The sequence below is a fragment of the Vibrio sp. 10N.261.55.C5 genome, from assembly GCF_041470505.1.
GTDB classification, from domain to species: Bacteria; Pseudomonadota; Gammaproteobacteria; order Enterobacterales; family Vibrionaceae; genus Vibrio; species Vibrio crassostreae_C.
Map to the genome: position 1 here is coordinate 18,223 of NZ_JBFRMS010000015.1, position 16,261 is coordinate 34,483.

The window sequence follows — 16,261 nt, forward strand, 5'->3', positions numbered from 1 at the left end:
GAGACGATTGGAGATTATCGCGGAGTATAAGCCAACCGGACATAGGCACCAGTTGGGTACATTAGATATCGCGCTGCTGTTGAATACGCTAGAGCAACGAGGTATCGATATTGAAAGGCTACTCAATGATGTGGGTTTGCCGAACATGGATTGGCGAGATCCGAATGGAAAACTGACTTACGCTGACAAGCTTTCGTTGTTTAGCGCGGCTAATCAGAGTTTTCCTCACGATGGTTTGGGGCTTTGGTTGGGAGAGCACGCTAGCTTGAGCCACTTTGGTGTGTTGGGTTATGCGCTATCAACCAGTCAAAATGTCGGGGAGGCCATCAAGTCGGGCTTCAAGTATTTGCGCCTGAACGGTCCTATCTTCTCGGTTAAATTGTTTCTAGATTCCGAGCAAGCAGTGATTCAGATTGAGAACACATTGGAAGTGGGCGATCTGCTTCCTTTCTGCAGTGAATATTTCTTGAGTTCAATCGTCTCTTTATTCAAAGAGCTGACTGGTCATGAGTTGGATATTCATATTTTGGCTTTGCCTTATACACGCACTAATTACGCCAAGCTCTATGACGATCGTTTCCAGTGCCCTGTAGTTTTTGAGCAGAGCCATTGTGAACTGCGTTTTGATGTATCGGTTTTGTCGCAAACCTTATTGACTCATGATGCCGCGACACTGAAGCGCTATCTTGCGTCTTGCCAGTCGATAATGGAAACGTTGGACTCTGAGCATCTGCTGACTAACCAGATCAAAACGATCTTTTATCAAACCGCAGGTAGTTTCCCGAATATTGAACAACTCGCGGATGAGTTTGGTTGTAGCTCTCGTACACTCAGGCGAGAGCTAGTGACCCATGAATCCAGTTACCAAATATTGCTTACCGAAGTTCGAGTGGAGCTGGCCAAAGAGCTATTACTCGGCACAACCATGAGCATTGATGACATCGGTGAAAGGCTCGGTTATAGCGACCCTGCAAATTTCAGAAGGGCGTTTAAAGGTTGGCTCAATAAAACGCCCGCTCAGTTTCGTGATGGTTTAAGTTAAGGCGTTACTTGCTAAAGAACTGCTCCCTGAAATCGGTGACTCGCTGTTGATAATAACTGTCCCAATCTTGTTGAGTCCAAGTGGCATAACTTGATGAGTGCTGAGAGTCTAAGGTTGCTTTGAGCTGATCCAGTTGCTCGTGATAACTCATCACGCTTTGTTGCTGTTGTGCGACTTGTTGTTCTCGCGCGGCAATGTTGCTGGCCTGCGCTTCATCTAAGTAGGCATCTTGAAGGTCGGCTTTGACTGATGCTACTTCAGCAGGGTTATAGCTGCTGGGTATCAAAGATACTGCCAGTTCATATTTTTGAAGCTGTGTTTCGGCGTTTAACGTGCCCGTATTGTTTTGCCATTCACTAAGCAAATCTTGATAGGTGGCCAAAAACTGGCTCGCTTCGTTCTTTTCAAGGGTGTTAGCGTCAAGCGTAAAATCCAGATGAGCAAGCTGGTCAGCGAATAGCTGGTGGGCCAACTCTCCCCATACTTGTTGTGCAGATTGCTTGAATAAGGCTACACGATCTTCAAGAGTCTCTATGGATTCAAGTGGGATAGTGCTTTGTGTTAATTGCCAGTCAGCCGATAGCTGCGGATAGTCGCTCAGTAATTCAAACCATATACTCGGCAATTCTGATTTCAATCGTGCGAGTTGCTCAGTGCAGTCATCACGTTGTTGGCAAAGCTTCCAGAACCCATCGAGTTCATCGAACAAAGCCTTGCCTTCAAGCTCACTCAAGTTTTCAGCAAGAATTTTACCGTCCAGTGCTCCGGCTTGGGCTTGATTGCTGTGCGATGCGGAGTTTTCCGAACTAGCGGTTGCAGTAGGCGTGGAATTATCGTCATTAGTTGTCGTAGAAACACGCGGCTTAGGTTCTGTGTGTTGAGCAGAAGATAGCGCTGTTTCGTTCGTTTTTGATGACCACGAATAGCAAATAATGCTCGCCGTTAAGACGAGCATTAGGATTAATATAACTCGATGCATTATTGGTTCACCGAGTTACTTGATCACGGCGCTAACAGGGAAGTGGTCTGAAAGGTTGTAGTGCTTCCATAACTCACTGCTTGTTGATCTTGGGACATCCACGCGATTGTAGTTATGCGCTTTAGCGGCATACTCTGAGCTCACTACTACATAATCGAGATACTCAACGTTCTCGCCACCCGACATAGGCTCTCCCGCAAAGTTGTTGATGCGTGGGTCAAAGGTAGAAGCGGTGTAACCTGAGTATGTTGGTTCATCAGCCTGCAGGTTAGCAAACATCTGTTGATAGTCGCTTGGGAACTTGAGCTTGTTCACGTTGAAGTCACCGCTGTAAACCACAGTTTCTGATGCCGGGATATTCAGAGACTGCGCCAGTGCACGCATCTGCTTGAATTGACGTTGTCGGTAATCACGAGCGGTGTCCGTATCGAATGATGCCGTGTGGGTACCGAAAACATGGTAAGCCTGACCATTCTTGATAACTTCCGCGTAGTTAACACCTTTATCAGCAAAGCAATCTGTGCCCGTGCAATCAGGGAAAACATACTGCGCTTCATTAACGATAGGATAGCGGCTGACAATGATCACACCACCGTCGTATATGTTAATCCCATCTTTATCGAGCATTTTAGTTTGATAAGGATACTCTTTCGCAAGCTCACGCAAGAACTCATCTCTGCCGTTAGCAAACACCTCTTGAAGCGCCAACACGTCATAGCCCTTTACATATTGAGGGAGTAGGTCATAGCGGTCACCAATATGTGAAGCGATGGCAGGCAGCGCCCAGATGTTGTAAGTCATGACCTTGAGTGTATTGGCATCCTGCTCTGGTTGCTCATCCACTTTTGGTGGGGTGATGGTGTAATAAATATCATCATAGCGCGCTGTAGAATCGGCTTTGAGGGCTAGCTCTGCATTGACCCCGAACGCATCGGTTGTGCTGCGATGAATATTACGATCGTCATGCAATGTTAGGTTGACGTCTGCGGCACTCAAACCATGTTGCAGTGTCGAGTTATACCAATGTCCCTTCATGGTTTGGTTGAGCGTGACACTTTCGCCCACAGCGTTCGATATCACAGTGTCAAACTCATAGGTCTTCCCAGATTTCACACCAGTCCAGCGGTTGAAACTTATCAGCTTCTTCGTCTCCCAAGGACCAATCTGTTCAACATGCTGTTGCCACTCATCACCGAGTTGAAGCAGGTCGGTACCAGTGTGGTTGGCTTGAATGGTCATCACTTGATTGGTGTTATTGGTGAGATACACGTCGGTGTCTGCGATCGCAGAGGTCGAAGCGATTGATGTGGATGCCACAAGTGCAGCTAACCAAGTCCATTGAGTTTTCATCGTTTACGTTATCCTTATTGATTGATGTCTAGAATAACGTAGTCAAGAGTTATGACATTGGAGTTATAACTCTATGGCATTTATTCAAATATGAGATATATGCCAAGGTTTTATAAAATTGATTAACCATTGAAAATTAACATATTGTCTTGTTGGAATGATAAATGGTACGCGCGCGAATAATAGAGTCAGATAATGGTTTTGAGTCGGTGGAGCAGCCAATGTTGGCATGCTTAAATCAAAACTGTATGTTCGGGGAGAGTAGAGATTGTGAGCAACTAGAAGGGATTGTGGCGACAGCTTAGATCTATCAGCACAAATTTTGCGATTGTTCTGTAATTTACTCTTGTTCAGTAAACAGAAACCTTAAAAACAGGTATGATAGTGCCGTTTTTAATCCTGAACTGGGAAAGTCATGGCAAAGTTAACACTCCAAGAGCAGATGCTTAAAGCTGGCTTGGTAAATGAGAAAAAATTAAAGAAGGCGAAGAAAGGCTCTAAAAAGTCTCGCGTTCAGTCTCGTGAAGCAAAAGCGGCAGCTGAAGAAACTAAACTGGCGCAGCAAGCGAAAGACAAAGAGCTAAACCAACAGTTGAAAGAACAACAGTTGAGCAAAGAAATTAAAGCTCAAGTGAAGCAACTGATTGAGATGAACAAGATCGAACAGAAGAATGGTGAGATCAAATACAACTTCACCGACGGTACGCTAGTTAAATATCTTTACGTAGAAGAGCTGACTCAAAAGCAACTAAGTAAAGGCATTCTAAGTATTGCTCGTCAAGGCGAGAGCTATGTTGTTATTCCAACAGCAGTAGCGAACAAGATTGCTATGCGCGACGAAGAATCTATCGTTGATACGCAGGCAGGTAGCACAGACGAAGTAGACGAAGATGACCCGTACAAAGACTTCGTGATCCCAGATGATCTAATGTGGTAATCCGTTTTATCTAGCTCCATTTTAATGGTTAGCTAAGTTTACAGGATCTAAGAATGCAGCGAACAATCACTCGATTGGCGCTGCATTTTTTTTGGCGCGAAATGACTTCAACAAATCTTGAATAACGCTTAGTGTTCTGACATGCCGTAAACAAGGCTATCATTGGCACTTGCATGATCGATAAAATCGGTATTAGCGCGCTGTTCGTGTTGGTCATAGCCATCGAAGTAACAGTCGCCAATTTCATTGCGCGGGCAAACGTGAATGTGGTCTTTGATGACCAGTTCGGTAGAGCAGCATGGGCAGTGTTTTACATGTCCAGTGAGTACCGTAGATCGATTTGGTTTCATACATCCTCCTGATAGGCACTGTAATCTGATTGCCTATTTGCACCCTAAGTTACGCAAATTAGTGTGTCGTTATGATTTCATTTTTAAGTCAATAAAAAACGATTCGTAGAGTGAATGTTTAGGTATTAATGTAAATGTAAGAGCAAGAAAAAATAAAAGAACTAGGACGAGTAGGCTTGAAAGTAGATCGGCCATATAGTCGACTTTCACTGGTATCACATTCAGCCGAAGAGGTTGAAGTAGAGCTCGCTACGACGAATATGTTGGCCAGATGAAACCAACAAGCCCTAGTGAGCTGTGCATCATTTTATCGACTTAAGCTTTCAAAGTAATTCTGAACAAATTTAACGAACACTTGGTGTTTCTTTGCCGGATAAATAACTTGCGGATAGAACAGATAAATACTGTTGCCTTGTTGCAGACATTCATCAGGCAGCACTCGCTCTAATTCTCCCAGTTCGACCTCTTTCGCAACGTAGTAACTTGCAATACGGATGATGCCACTGCCTGCCATAGCTTGTTGCTTAAGCAGGTGGTTGTCATTACTTGAAAGCCAGCCGGACACATCAATATTTACCGATTTTAAAGGCCACTCGGTTTGGTGCAGAGTTGCTAAGCATTGATGATCACTTAAGTCACTCACATTGGTAGGGCGACCAAATTGGTTAAGATAACCGGGAGTCGCGACTAAATCATGTTGATAGCTAATCAAGTGTTTCGCCACCATGTTGTCAGGTGGCGTATTGGTGGCACGAAACGCGATATCGATATCATCTTGATTGAGATTAAAGTTGGTGTAGCTACTGTTTATCTCGAAACGAATCTCAGGGTATTGCTGCCTAAACTGTTGGCAGATATCGAATAGATATACCTCAGTAAACATCTTTGGCGAAGTGAGGCGTAATAGGCCTTTGACGATGTCGTGTTGCTCAGAAACACTGCGTTCAAGCTGTAAGACTTGCGAGCGAATCGTTAAGCCTTGTTGTAACGCGCGTTCGCCTTCTTGGGTTAAACGAACACTGCGAGTGGTTCTGACCAAAAGCGGGCACTGTAAATCGTTCTCTAAACGTTTGATCTGTTCAGAAAGGTAGCTCTTAGAGATACCGAGCTTTTCGGCTGCCTTGGTAAAGTTGAGTTGCTGAGCAAGTTCTACAAACAGGATCAGTCGTTCTATTCTTTTGTGTTCGTTCATTCGCGCGTTCCTACCAATCTATTGTTCGTCATATCAAACAATCATTTCGCAACTAGCATATTCTGTTTTTTAAAAAGAACAATATGATAGAGGCATATTTCTGGTCAGCAAATCTTCTAAGCGAGAATCGATATGACGAACAGCACTGAATCTACAAACAAAACGAATGACAAAAAACGTATCCCATTATCAAATTATCTACCGAATGTTGGGCAAATTGCCTATGGCTGCATGGGGTTAGGTGGTGGCTGGAATGATAATCCAGTGACGAGTGCGGATGTTGCTCAAACACGAAGCGTAATCGGCACCGCACTAGAATCGGGTATTAACTTATTCGATCATGCGGATATCTATACGTTCAGCAAAGCTGAGCAAGCTTTTGGTCAAGCGTTACAACAAGCGCCTGAATTACGTGATCAGATGTTCATTCAATCTAAGTGTGGGATTCGTTTTGAAGGTGAGGGCAATGTCGGTCGTTATGATTTCTCGGTAGATTGGGTAAGCCAATCGGTAGACGGTATTCTCAACCGATTGAATACTGAAAAGCTCGATGTGCTGTTATTACATCGTCCTGATCCCTTGATGGAACTCGATGACCTGGCAAGAGTGTTAGAGCACTTAAAAGCGCAGGGTAAGGTCGATTTCTTTGGTGTGTCGAACATGAACAGTCACCAAATTCACTACCTGCAATCTGCACTTGGGCAATCCATTGTCGCGAATCAAGTTGAGATGAGCTTAGCCAAGTTGGATTGGTTGAACGATGGGGTGATGATTAACTCGCAAGGGCACCATCAATCAGACTTCGCCGCAGGCACTCTTGAACATTGCCAAATGAATGACATCCAATTGCAAGCTTGGGGTTGTTTGGCACAAGGCCGATTTGCTGAGCAAGGTTTGTATTCAGAACATGAACACGTGAAAAAGACGGCGCACTACGTGGCTCAGTTAGCAAATCAATATGGCGTAGAAAGTGAAGCGATTGTGTTGGCATTTTTGCTTCGTCACCCAGCTCGTATCCAACCTGTTATTGGCACCACAAATCTAGACCGAATCAAAGCTTCAGCGGTAGCGACTCAGATAAACCTATCTCGTGAAGAGTGGTATAACTTATACGTGTACTCACGTGGTCAAGCACTGCCATAAGGAATGAGCATGTTGAATCAAAAGATCGCACAACAGTTGGTGTCTAACGCTCTAGACATTGCCGAGCATAATCAACAAGCAATTGCGGTGAGCGTGTGTGATACGCACGGAGAGTTACTGGCGTTTATTCGCATGGATAATGTGAGTGTTCAAGCCGGATTGTTAGCACAGAACAAAGCTTATACATCTGCAAGAGATAGACAGCCAAGCGGTAACTTAGGTGCTTGGGCGAGAGAAACTGGTAAAGACTTAAGTTACTGGACTGACCCAAAGATCACTGGCTTTAAAGGCGGTGTTCCCATTGAATTAAATGGGCAGGTGATTGGCGCTATTGGTGTCAGCGGATTAAGTGAAGACGACGATGAAGCACTTGCCGAAAAAGTCATTCAACTTGTGTTCTAAGCTGTTGCTCGTGAAGTAATGGAAGTTAGAAGTAACAGATAATAAAAAACCGATGCATGTGCATCGGTTTTTTTGTTTAACGAGACTCAAGTGCTTGAATCAATCGAACCCATTAAGCGTTCGCTTGTTCCAGATCTTGTTGCTTGTCTTTCTTGCCTAATAGGCGGCTTGTGATCGTACCGGCTGTCATAGCACCAGATACGTTAAGCGCCGTACGTGCCATATCGATAAGTGGCTCGATAGAGATAAGCAGTGCTGCAATCGTTACAGGAAGGCCCATAGCAGGAAGTACGATAAGCGCCGCGAACGTTGCACCGCCACCTACGCCAGCAATACCGAATGAGCTCACTGTGATAATAGCAATCAGAGACAGAATGAAGTTGATGTCCATTGGGTCGATGCCAACTGTAGGCGCAACCATGACTGCTAGCATTGCAGGGTAGATACCCGCACAACCGTTTTGACCAATCGTCGCACCGAAAGAGGCAGACAGGTTAGCAATCGCTGGTGGCACGTTTAGCTTAGTGATTTGAGCTTCAACGTTCAGTGGAATTGTTGCTGCAGAACTACGAGACGTGAAAGCGAACGTCAGTACAGGCCAGATCTTTTGGAAGTACTCTTTCGGGTTTACACCAACAAAAGAAACCAACACACCGTGTACGACGAACATCAGTAGAATCGCAACGTAAGATGCAACGATGAAACCCAGTAGGCTGAGGATGTCAGAAGCACTTGATGTTGCAACTACCTTCGCCATTAACGCTGCGATGCCGTATGGCGTTAGTGCCATGATCATCTTAACTAAGCGCATAACGATAGATTGTGACGCTTCAACGAAAGTACGGATTGGAGATTCTAGTTCTTCTTTCTCTGCCATCACTTTACGAGCAGCGATGCCCGTTAGCACACCAAAGATAACAACCGCGATGATAGACGTAGAGCGAGCCCCCGTTAGGTCTGCAAATGGGTTAGTCGGAATAAAGCTGATCAGCATTTGTGGAATTGTTAGGTCTGAAACGCTACCGATGCGGCTTTCAAGTGTTGCGATACGTGCTGTTTCGCGAGCGCCTTCTGTTAAACCTTCAGCAGACAGGCCGAATGCTTGCGTTACAACAATACCAACAATCGCAGAAATCGCGGTTGTTGCTAACAGTACAGAAATGGTGATACCAGAAATCTTGCCCAGTGAGCCGCCTTTTTCAAGCTTCACTACTGCTGCAATCATTGAAACCAATACTAATGGCATGATCACCATTTTCAGTAGGCCAACATAACCACGGCCAACAATATTTACCCAGTCTAGTGTTTCGTTGATGACCGGATTGCCTTCACCAAATAACAGCTGTAGACCAAGACCAAATGCGCTACCAAATACTAAACCGAGTAAAACGAGGCGAGAAAGTGTGTTTTCTTTTTTCTGCTGTCCGTAGAGAAAAAAGAGGATACCAGTGAATACCGCTAAGGCAGCGATAGCTGAAAATGACATTTGTTTTCCTTATGAATCTCTTTAAATCGATAGGGCGCTTAGATATATGGGCGCAAATACTGTTAGCTACAGTAGCGACCTGTAACAAAACGTAAAATAAGGAAAAGTAATTTATTAGAACGATTAGTAATATCCACTCAATAGGATGGGTGGATATTCAACATTGTGATGAATAGGTGAGCTTTTTAGCGATATTTTGCCAATAAATTGAGCATGTCACTTGACGAGTAAATTTCGATATTTTGGAAATTATTTTCGAATAACCGGAACAACATTGCTTTGGCTACGTCTTCCGACTGAATAGGGCGTAGGTTTTTGAACTTACCAAGCATAAATGGAGACAGCAGAGGAAAGACACTTTGCAGGAGTTTTTCATCAGCTCTAGGTTCATCACGCTCACCCACCAGAGGCCCAGGGCGTGCGATGAAAAGCTGCTTGAAGCCAATACGTTTTAAATTTTGTTCCATTTGTCCTTTACAGCGAAGGTAGTGCGAATAGGAATCTGGTGAAGCGCCATAGCTAGAAACGACCGCTACGCGTTGAACCCCAAGAAACTTCATCGACTGTGCGACTTGGCTAACCAGTTCCACATCGATTTTGCGAAGCGCTTCTTTTGATCCTGCCTTTTTCTTAGTCGTACCTAAGCAGATAACGCCAAGATTAGGCGTCGCATTCGTGTCATCCCAACTGGTAACTTGCAGGTCGCTGTGAATGAGTGTGTGGAGCTTGTTGGAATCAAACTGTGAATCTAACGCTCGGCGAGATAGGGCATAGATATGATCAACGGCGGGTTCATCGATGAGCAACTTCATCACATGATGACCAATTAACCCGGTTGCACCAGCCACCACGACCGATGTTTTGTCTCCAGAAATGCTCATTTTAATCCCTTCTTCACTCCACAAGTGCTTGTTTAATATAAACAGTGTTTGAATTTTAAGCGAATAAAAGTTTGTTAAACGAGTGGTCAGTAGTATGTGGGGAGTCGCCTGTTTATGGAAAAAGAGATGATTTAGTTTGGCTCGACGCATAAGTACGGTCTGAAGCATAAGTACGATATGAAACATAATGGCGGTGGGAAAGATAAATGCGGTTTGAAACTTAAGTTAGGCGTTAAACATAACAAAGCCCGCTGGGAGACGGGCTTTGTTACTTTTCTTGCTTCTTACTAGGTAAAGGACAGTGGGATTTTCCTTACCTTTTTGCTAGCTTTCTTACTTGATTTATTTGGTTTTCTTTTACTTGAATTTGGAATCATTACACCTCCTAAATCGTTGTTCTGTTTTGTCTTTCAATCGATTGTCTTTCTTCGTGTAGCGTCAGTGTTGTGGGCATTCACTGTATGGGTACTTATCAATGGAGAGATTAATAAGTAATTTAGATAAGGCATAAACGATGCCAAAATGTAAGTTATTGATAAATCTATTATCAGTATTATTTGTGTTTTAGGGTTCGTCAATTTGACTGTCAATCTGAGAAAAAACCAGTGTGATCTGTTTAAATTAAGAACACTCTCTGCGGTTTCTGCCACATAGCCATAGATACAGCCTTGCTTAACACGTAAACTGAGTCGTAATTCACATAGACCAAGGACGTGCTATGAACCTCAAGCTTGATACTCTTGCTCCCACTCAGATTTATCACCTGATGACACAAACCGTTGTTCCTCGCCCGATTGCGTGGGCATTGACGGAATCTTCTGACCAAGAGTACAACCTCGCGCCTTTCTCTTATTTCACGCCTGTTTCCAGCAATCCGCCGTTACTGATGTTATCGGTTGGGAAGAAGCCGTCCGGCGAAATCAAAGATACCACTCGTAATACCCTAGAAACGGGTAAGCTAGTGATTCACATTGCTTCTTCAAGTTCTGCCGAAACCATGACGGCGACAGCAGCTACCCTTGAACATGGTGATTCGGAAGTCACCGCGAATAACATTGATCTGGTTGAATTTGAAGGCTTCTCTTTACCGAGATTGAAAGAGTGTGCGGTCGCTTTTGGATGCACCTTGTACGAAGTAAAAGAGGTTGGAGAAGTGCCACAAAGCCTTATCTTTGCTCAAGTCGAAACCGTGTACATTTCCGAAGACGTGATCGACAAAGACAGTGAGCGTCTTAAGATCGACGCGTTAGCACTTGATCCTTTATCTCGATTGGGTGGCGGTGAATACGCCACGCTTTCCAATGTGTTTTCTGTCGCACGCCCTAAGTAGCAATACCTAAGTAGCAGCCCTATATCAACGTACCCAGAATAAGCGTTTTTAAAAACTATGTTAGATACCCAATACTCGCAGTACATCCAACACCGAATTGACCAAAAAACCAAGCCACTTGGCGCACTTGGCTTACTAGAAAAAGTCGCACATCAACTGGCTTTGATTCAGAGCCAAGGCAAAGAAGCTGCGGTTGAACACATCGAATTGAATAAGCCAAGTATCATCATTTTTGCTGGCGACCATGGCATTGCTGACGAAGGCGTGAGTATTGCTCCAAGCGCGGTAACACAACAGATGGTGTTGAACTTCTTAAGCGATGGCGCGGCGATCAATTGCTTCTGTGCGGTGAATAATATCGATATCACGGTAGTCGACACGGGGATATTGTTGCCTGTGGAATCAGACAGTGACATGTTGATCTCTCAGCGTTTGGGTACGCGAACCAATAACTTTGCCAATGAAGCGGCAATGAGTTTAGAAACGGTTGAACGTGGGATTGAACTGGGTACAGATCTTGTATCTAAAACCATTTCGAATGGCACCAATATCATCATGTTTGGTGAAATGGGTATCGGAAATACCAGCAGCGCATCAGCGATCTTAAGTGCATTAGCGAATCGTGCTGCAGCGGAGTGTGTTGGCCTAGGCACTGGCATCAACAATGAACAGCTTGCACGTAAAGTGGCTGTGGTTGAGCAAGGTGTCGCGCGTTGCAAAGGTTTAGATGCGAATGAAGTTAAAGATATTAAAGAGGTACTCGCACAAGTCGGTGGCTATGAAATCGTTCAAATGGTCGGTGCTTTCCTTGGCGCTTACCAAAACAAAACCCCAGTATTAGTCGATGGCTTTATCGTGTCGGTTGCGGCGTATGTCGCGACTTTAATTGAACCGAGTTGCCGAGACTATATGATCTTCGCCCATCGCTCTGAAGAGTCAGGACACAAAATTCTGTTAGAGCTGCTCGACGCTGAGCCACTGCTCGATCTTGGATTGAGATTAGGCGAGGGCACAGGTGCTGCGCTAGCTATGCCAATCATTCGTGCGGCAGCCGAGTTCTATAACAACATGGCGAGCTTCGAAAGTGCTGGAGTCACGGTTTAATGAGTGATGTACCAGAAAGATCGTTGAAAGATCGAGTCACCCATCAGTGGGAGCTGTTTGCACTGGCGATGGGTTTCTTTTCTCGCTTGCCAATGCCGAAGAATATGCCCTATTCATCAGAGCGAATGAACCGTTCGGGTCGTTATTTCTCTACTGTTGGTTTGTTGCTTGGCGTACTGTGTGGCGGTGTGCTCTTGCTACTCGATGCCATACTGCCGAGTGCGGTGGCGATCTTTTTGATGATGAGTTTTAGCCTGATGCTCACAGGTGCATTCCATGAAGACGGCTTAACTGACATGGCCGATGGTATTGGTGGCGGCATGACCCTAGAACGCCGCTTGACCATCATGAAAGACAGTCGAATTGGTACATACGGCGCGTCTGCGCTGATCATGGCGTTGCTTGGAAAGTGGGTTCTGCTCAATGAACTTATCAGCATGACTGGATTGTTTATGGTCATCGTGACCAGTTATACCTTTAGCCGCGCGATTGCTGCATCGCTTATTTACGACATGCCTTACGTCAGCGATTTAGACACGAGCAAGAGTAAGCCTCTAGCCAATAAACAAACCAAGGGCGAACTTGTCTTCCTTATGTTGGTTGGCCTGTTACCAAGCTTGTGGTTTGGTCTTGAATTCGCTTTGGTTTTATCTGTCGTCGCCTATCTGTTCAGAACAGGTTTCAAAAAGTGGTTAACGGCTCGAATTGGCGGCTTTACTGGCGACTGCTTGGGGGCAGCTCAACAGTTGATGGAGTTACTGATTTACCTTGTATTCATTACTGCATTTTACAATGGCTTTCTATAACGGCTTCCTATGACAAACACGAATCAAGCTAGTCAAATTAATCAAACAAGTCAGCGAAATAGTCATCTGATATTGGGTGGAGCTCGTTCTGGTAAGTCGAGTTTTGCAGAGCAACAAGCATTATGTGCGTTTGAAGCATGTTCAAATGGACGCCTCAATTATATTGCGACAGCGACATATCTTGATGATGAAATGCGAGAACGAATCGCGCACCATCAACAACGTCGTGGCGAGCAGTGGATTGAGCATGAAGTACCCGTCGAATTAGCCGAAAAACTGCAGTCTTTTGAGAAAGAAGATGTGGTATTGATTGATTGCCTAACCTTGTGGTTGAACAACATCATCTTTGAACTGGGTGATGACGCAACTAATGAACAGATTGAAGCCGTGGTTGAAGTATTGGTCAAAAGCGTCGAGCAAAGTCCGGCGCAAATTATCATGGTCTCTAACGAAGTCGGTTTAGGTGTGGTGCCGCTGGGTAAAGTGTCTCGCTTGTTTGTGGACAATGCAGGACGAATGAACCAAGCGCTAGCTCGCGTCGTTGAGCGCGTCACGCTGGTTGCTGCCGGATTGCCGCTGCACTTAAAACCATCTAATCACTTGCTTGATATTCAAGGCTAGGTCGCACACATGGTCAATGGAACAACCAAAAACATCTATTTGTTAAGACATGGCAAAGTCGAAGGAAAAGCTGCGCTCAATGGTTTATCTGATGTGCTGGTCAACTCTGATCTTCAAGAACAGATATGTGAGGCACTAACTACACAAGACATTACCTTTGATAGCGTGGTTAGCTCTCCACTAAGACGATGTGGTGATTTCGCGAGCTTGTTTGCAGAGCGTATGTCTGTGCCTTTATCAGTTGCATCGGGTTTTCAGGAAATGAACTTCGGTGAAGTAGATGGTGTCCCATTTGATGAACTTGAAGACAAGTGGGGAATGTTAGAAACCTTTTGGAAAGACCCTGCTAATCATCAATTAACTGGCGCAGAAAGTTTACAGAGCTTCCACGACAGAGTAACTCAAGCTTGGTCGCAACTTTTGAATGATTCAAGTGACAACATATTGTTGGTTACTCATGGTGGTGTGATTCGCATACTGCTAGCGCACTGCCTTAATATTGATTGGAAAAACCCGAGTTTGTACTCGAAGTTATCGATAGAAAACGCATCGATAACGCATATTCAAATCACTCAGTTTGCGCAGAGCTTTATCAGCGTTAAATCGATAGGGATACCTGTTCTCTGAGTGTTCAAAAAACACAGTTTAAGAATTAACAATCTTTTAGATCTGTAAATAGAAACAGAAATATAAATAGAAGTATAAAGCGGCGTTCACAGCCGCTATACCTGATTGGTATTACTACCTACGTGAAAGGAATTTAGTCATGACAACACCAAGTTGGGATCTAAGCATTGCTTATAGCGATCTTAATGATGCAAAAATCGAACAGGACATTGAACTCATTCAGCAGTGCATTGAGCTGTTGAACCTACACGTTGAAAAGCGTCATATCATTCTAGCGATGCAAAACGCGATTCAGACTTCAGAAGCGGCAGGCACGTTACTGAGTACAATCAACACCTTCGCTAATTGCCACGCATCGGTCGACGCGACACACACAGAAGCGAAAGCATTGCTTGGTCGTGTAGCGAAGCTGAACTCTGAAATGTCTCAAGCGTTTAGCCCTTATGAAGACACGCTGATTCACGCTGAACCAGAGTTTATTGATGCGGTTTTAGAACACGAGAGTGCAGATGTTGCAGGCCAACGCTTCGCGATTGAGAGTTCACGTAAGCTTTCAAGCAGCCGACTCAGTGTGGCTGAAGAACAGCTGTTAGCAGCAATGAAAGTGGATGGCCGTGATGCATGGGGTCGTTTATACGATAACCTAACCGGATCTTTAAAACTGTCGCTAAAGCTGGACGGTGAAGAGGAAGCCCTAGGCTTTTCACAAGCCGCGAGCCTGTTGTACGGCAGCGAATTCGACAAACAAGAACCAGCATGGCGCGCGGTTCAAGGTGCGATGAAAACGCACCAAGAGTCTTTTGCTTCGATTCTAAATGCATTGGCGGGTTGGCGACTGACTGAAAACAAAAAGCGTTCGAAGATTAGCGATGTGCATTTCCTAGATCCAAGCCTACACGGCAGCCGCATTGTGCCAGAAACGCTAGACACCATGATGTCGGTAGCGAAAGCTAATCGAGCTGTTGGTCAGAAAGCAGGTTTGTTAATGGCAAGAGTTCACGGGCTAGATGAAATGAAGCCTTGGAATCACTTAGCTGCGATGCCGCCGCTGGGTGACGCTGAATCTAAGGTTTACCCATTTGATGAGGCGATCGACGTGATCAAAACTGCGTTCGCTGAAGTAAATCCAGAGATGGCTGATTTTGTCGCTTTGATGGTTGATAATGGTTGGATTGATGCCGCACCAGCAGCCAACAAACGTTTAGGCGCTTACTGCACCAAGTTTGCTGCTACACGCACTCCGCTTGTGTTCATGACATGGAGCGGTAGCCGCTCAGATTTAATGACATTGGCACACGAGTTAGGCCACGCGTTCCACAACTGGGTGATGAAAGACATGCCGTTGTGTCAAACACGCTACCCAATGACGCTAGCAGAAACCGCTTCGATCTTTGCTGAAAATATCGTTAGAGACCATTTGTTAAAACAAGCTCAAACACGTAACGAGAAACTTGAGATGTTATGGGAAGAGTTGTCTTCTTCACTCGCTTTAATGGTGAACATTCCAGTGCGTTTCGAATTCGAAAAAGCCTTCTACGAGCAGCGTGAAAAAGGCGAGCTAACGGCTCAGCAGCTGTGTGACTTGATGGAAACGACTTGGAAAGAGTGGTATGGCGATGCAATGACAGAAGCTGACCCTTACTTCTGGGCGAGCAAACTGCATTTCAGCATCTCTCAAGTAAGCTTCTACAACTACCCATACTTGTTCGGTTACCTGTTCAGTAAAGGTGTTTACGCTCAGCGCGATGCGAAAGGTGAGCAATTCTACGGCGATTACGTTTCGTTGCTTCGTGATACGGGCAGCATGATGGCGGAAGAAGTCGTTCAAAAGCACTTAGGAATGGACCTGACTCAAGCTGATTTTTGGCAACAAAGCATCGACATGGTCAAAGTTCAAATCGATGAATTTGAAAGATTGCTCGATCAGGAAGATTAATTGATCTCAATCTGTTCATAGCAGGTAAGAGCTGTGTTAGCTTACGTGGCTCTTATCTTGCTGGCATAACCTGAG

Annotated in this window: 16 protein-coding genes; 10 read left to right on the forward strand and 6 right to left on the reverse strand. The window is 44.9% G+C overall.

Going from position 1 to position 16,261, the window contains the following annotated elements; translation table 11 throughout:
- The first annotated feature begins 7 nt into the window (after nucleotides 1–7).
- A complete protein-coding gene (locus AB4263_RS07680; RefSeq protein WP_017059139.1) occupies nucleotides 8–1,042 on the forward strand; it encodes an AraC family transcriptional regulator in 1,035 nt (344 codons plus the stop codon).
- Between the two features lie 4 nt (nucleotides 1,043–1,046).
- Here AB4263_RS07680 and AB4263_RS07685 read toward each other — a convergent pair whose 3' ends face one another.
- Entirely contained in the window at nucleotides 1,047–1,997 is a 951-nt protein-coding gene (locus AB4263_RS07685) for a chromosome partitioning protein ParA (protein WP_372098050.1), read from the reverse strand.
- A 39-nt stretch (nucleotides 1,998–2,036) separates the two neighbouring features.
- Nucleotides 2,037–3,371, reverse strand: a complete 1,335-nt coding sequence (locus AB4263_RS07690; RefSeq protein ID WP_372098022.1) for a sphingomyelin phosphodiesterase — start codon at nucleotides 3,369–3,371, stop codon at nucleotides 2,037–2,039.
- 415 nt (nucleotides 3,372–3,786) lie between these two features.
- Here AB4263_RS07690 and AB4263_RS07695 point away from each other — a divergent pair, with 415 nt between their 5' ends.
- Complete coding sequence (locus tag AB4263_RS07695; RefSeq protein WP_010441213.1) at nucleotides 3,787–4,308, forward strand: DUF2058 domain-containing protein; 522 nt, start codon at nucleotides 3,787–3,789, stop codon at nucleotides 4,306–4,308.
- A 128-nt stretch (nucleotides 4,309–4,436) separates the two neighbouring features.
- Here the strand turns inward: AB4263_RS07695 and AB4263_RS07700 are convergent, their stop codons facing one another.
- Nucleotides 4,437–4,658, reverse strand: coding sequence for a hypothetical protein (locus tag AB4263_RS07700; RefSeq protein ID WP_017059142.1), 222 nt, complete (start codon nucleotides 4,656–4,658; stop codon nucleotides 4,437–4,439).
- Between the two features lie 307 nt (nucleotides 4,659–4,965).
- Complete coding sequence (locus AB4263_RS07705) at nucleotides 4,966–5,850, reverse strand: LysR family transcriptional regulator (protein ID WP_372098023.1); 885 nt, start codon at nucleotides 5,848–5,850, stop codon at nucleotides 4,966–4,968.
- Between the two features lie 132 nt (nucleotides 5,851–5,982).
- Between AB4263_RS07705 and AB4263_RS07710 the strand changes: the two genes are divergently transcribed.
- Both AB4263_RS07710 and AB4263_RS07715 read left to right on the forward strand, forming a co-directional pair.
- The gene (locus AB4263_RS07710; protein WP_372098024.1) at nucleotides 5,983–6,993 is read left to right on the forward strand and encodes an aldo/keto reductase family oxidoreductase; all 1,011 of its coding nucleotides are present in this window, start codon (nucleotides 5,983–5,985) and stop codon (nucleotides 6,991–6,993) included.
- A 9-nt stretch (nucleotides 6,994–7,002) separates the two neighbouring features.
- Nucleotides 7,003–7,395, forward strand: coding sequence for a heme-binding protein (locus AB4263_RS07715; RefSeq protein WP_372098025.1), 393 nt, complete (start codon nucleotides 7,003–7,005; stop codon nucleotides 7,393–7,395).
- 112 nt (nucleotides 7,396–7,507) lie between these two features.
- Here the strand turns inward: AB4263_RS07715 and AB4263_RS07720 are convergent, their stop codons facing one another.
- Together AB4263_RS07720 and AB4263_RS07725 are read right to left on the reverse strand one after the other, a co-directional pair.
- A complete protein-coding gene (locus tag AB4263_RS07720) occupies nucleotides 7,508–8,881 on the reverse strand; it encodes an L-cystine transporter (protein WP_017059148.1) in 1,374 nt (457 codons plus the stop codon).
- Nucleotides 8,882–9,066: 185 nt separating this feature from the next.
- Entirely contained in the window at nucleotides 9,067–9,762 is a 696-nt protein-coding gene (locus tag AB4263_RS07725; protein WP_017059149.1) for an NAD-dependent epimerase/dehydratase family protein, read from the reverse strand.
- Between the two features lie 718 nt (nucleotides 9,763–10,480).
- On the opposite strand from AB4263_RS07725, the gene AB4263_RS07730 reads away from it, so the two are divergent.
- From AB4263_RS07730 to AB4263_RS07755, 6 genes are all read left to right on the forward strand, one after another.
- Nucleotides 10,481–11,092 carry a flavin reductase family protein gene (locus AB4263_RS07730; protein WP_136978792.1) on the forward strand — a complete coding sequence of 204 codons (612 nt, stop codon included), beginning with the start codon at nucleotides 10,481–10,483 and terminating at the stop codon, nucleotides 11,090–11,092.
- Nucleotides 11,093–11,149: 57 nt separating this feature from the next.
- Entirely contained in the window at nucleotides 11,150–12,196 is a 1,047-nt protein-coding gene (cobT, locus tag AB4263_RS07735) for a nicotinate-nucleotide--dimethylbenzimidazole phosphoribosyltransferase (protein ID WP_017065520.1), read from the forward strand.
- Nucleotides 12,196–13,002, forward strand: a complete 807-nt coding sequence (locus AB4263_RS07740) for an adenosylcobinamide-GDP ribazoletransferase (RefSeq protein WP_372098026.1) — start codon at nucleotides 12,196–12,198, stop codon at nucleotides 13,000–13,002. The genes cobT and AB4263_RS07740 overlap by 1 nt, the downstream gene beginning before the upstream one ends.
- 9 nt (nucleotides 13,003–13,011) lie before the next feature.
- Nucleotides 13,012–13,623, forward strand: a complete 612-nt coding sequence (gene cobU / locus AB4263_RS07745) for a bifunctional adenosylcobinamide kinase/adenosylcobinamide-phosphate guanylyltransferase (RefSeq protein ID WP_372098027.1) — start codon at nucleotides 13,012–13,014, stop codon at nucleotides 13,621–13,623.
- Between the two features lie 9 nt (nucleotides 13,624–13,632).
- Complete coding sequence (gene cobC / locus AB4263_RS07750; RefSeq protein WP_136978786.1) at nucleotides 13,633–14,250, forward strand: alpha-ribazole phosphatase family protein; 618 nt, start codon at nucleotides 13,633–13,635, stop codon at nucleotides 14,248–14,250.
- Nucleotides 14,251–14,389: 139 nt separating this feature from the next.
- Nucleotides 14,390–16,186, forward strand: a complete 1,797-nt coding sequence (locus tag AB4263_RS07755; RefSeq protein ID WP_136978784.1) for a M3 family oligoendopeptidase — start codon at nucleotides 14,390–14,392, stop codon at nucleotides 16,184–16,186.
- The last annotated feature ends 75 nt before the right edge of the window (nucleotides 16,187–16,261 follow it).

Excerpts from the sequence above, each read along its gene's own strand:
- AB4263_RS07685 (WP_372098050.1), bottom strand. The coding sequence starts at position 1,997 with ATGCTCGTCTTAACGGCGAGCATTATTTGCTATTCGTGGTCATCAAAA.
- AB4263_RS07690 (WP_372098022.1), bottom strand. The coding sequence starts at position 3,371 with ATGAAAACTCAATGGACTTGGTTAGCTGCACTTGTGGCATCCACATCA.
- AB4263_RS07695 (WP_010441213.1), top strand. The coding sequence starts at position 3,787 with ATGGCAAAGTTAACACTCCAAGAGCAGATGCTTAAAGCTGGCTTGGTA.
- AB4263_RS07700 (WP_017059142.1), bottom strand. The coding sequence starts at position 4,658 with ATGAAACCAAATCGATCTACGGTACTCACTGGACATGTAAAACACTGC.
- AB4263_RS07705 (WP_372098023.1), bottom strand. The coding sequence starts at position 5,850 with ATGAACGAACACAAAAGAATAGAACGACTGATCCTGTTTGTAGAACTT.
- AB4263_RS07710 (WP_372098024.1), top strand. The coding sequence starts at position 5,983 with ATGACGAACAGCACTGAATCTACAAACAAAACGAATGACAAAAAACGT.
- AB4263_RS07715 (WP_372098025.1), top strand. The coding sequence starts at position 7,003 with ATGTTGAATCAAAAGATCGCACAACAGTTGGTGTCTAACGCTCTAGAC.
- AB4263_RS07720 (WP_017059148.1), bottom strand. The coding sequence starts at position 8,881 with ATGTCATTTTCAGCTATCGCTGCCTTAGCGGTATTCACTGGTATCCTC.
- AB4263_RS07725 (WP_017059149.1), bottom strand. The coding sequence starts at position 9,762 with ATGAGCATTTCTGGAGACAAAACATCGGTCGTGGTGGCTGGTGCAACC.
- AB4263_RS07730 (WP_136978792.1), top strand. The coding sequence starts at position 10,481 with ATGAACCTCAAGCTTGATACTCTTGCTCCCACTCAGATTTATCACCTG.
- cobT (WP_017065520.1), top strand. The coding sequence starts at position 11,150 with ATGTTAGATACCCAATACTCGCAGTACATCCAACACCGAATTGACCAA.
- AB4263_RS07740 (WP_372098026.1), top strand. The coding sequence starts at position 12,196 with ATGAGTGATGTACCAGAAAGATCGTTGAAAGATCGAGTCACCCATCAG.
- cobU (WP_372098027.1), top strand. The coding sequence starts at position 13,012 with ATGACAAACACGAATCAAGCTAGTCAAATTAATCAAACAAGTCAGCGA.
- cobC (WP_136978786.1), top strand. The coding sequence starts at position 13,633 with ATGGTCAATGGAACAACCAAAAACATCTATTTGTTAAGACATGGCAAA.
- AB4263_RS07755 (WP_136978784.1), top strand. The coding sequence starts at position 14,390 with ATGACAACACCAAGTTGGGATCTAAGCATTGCTTATAGCGATCTTAAT.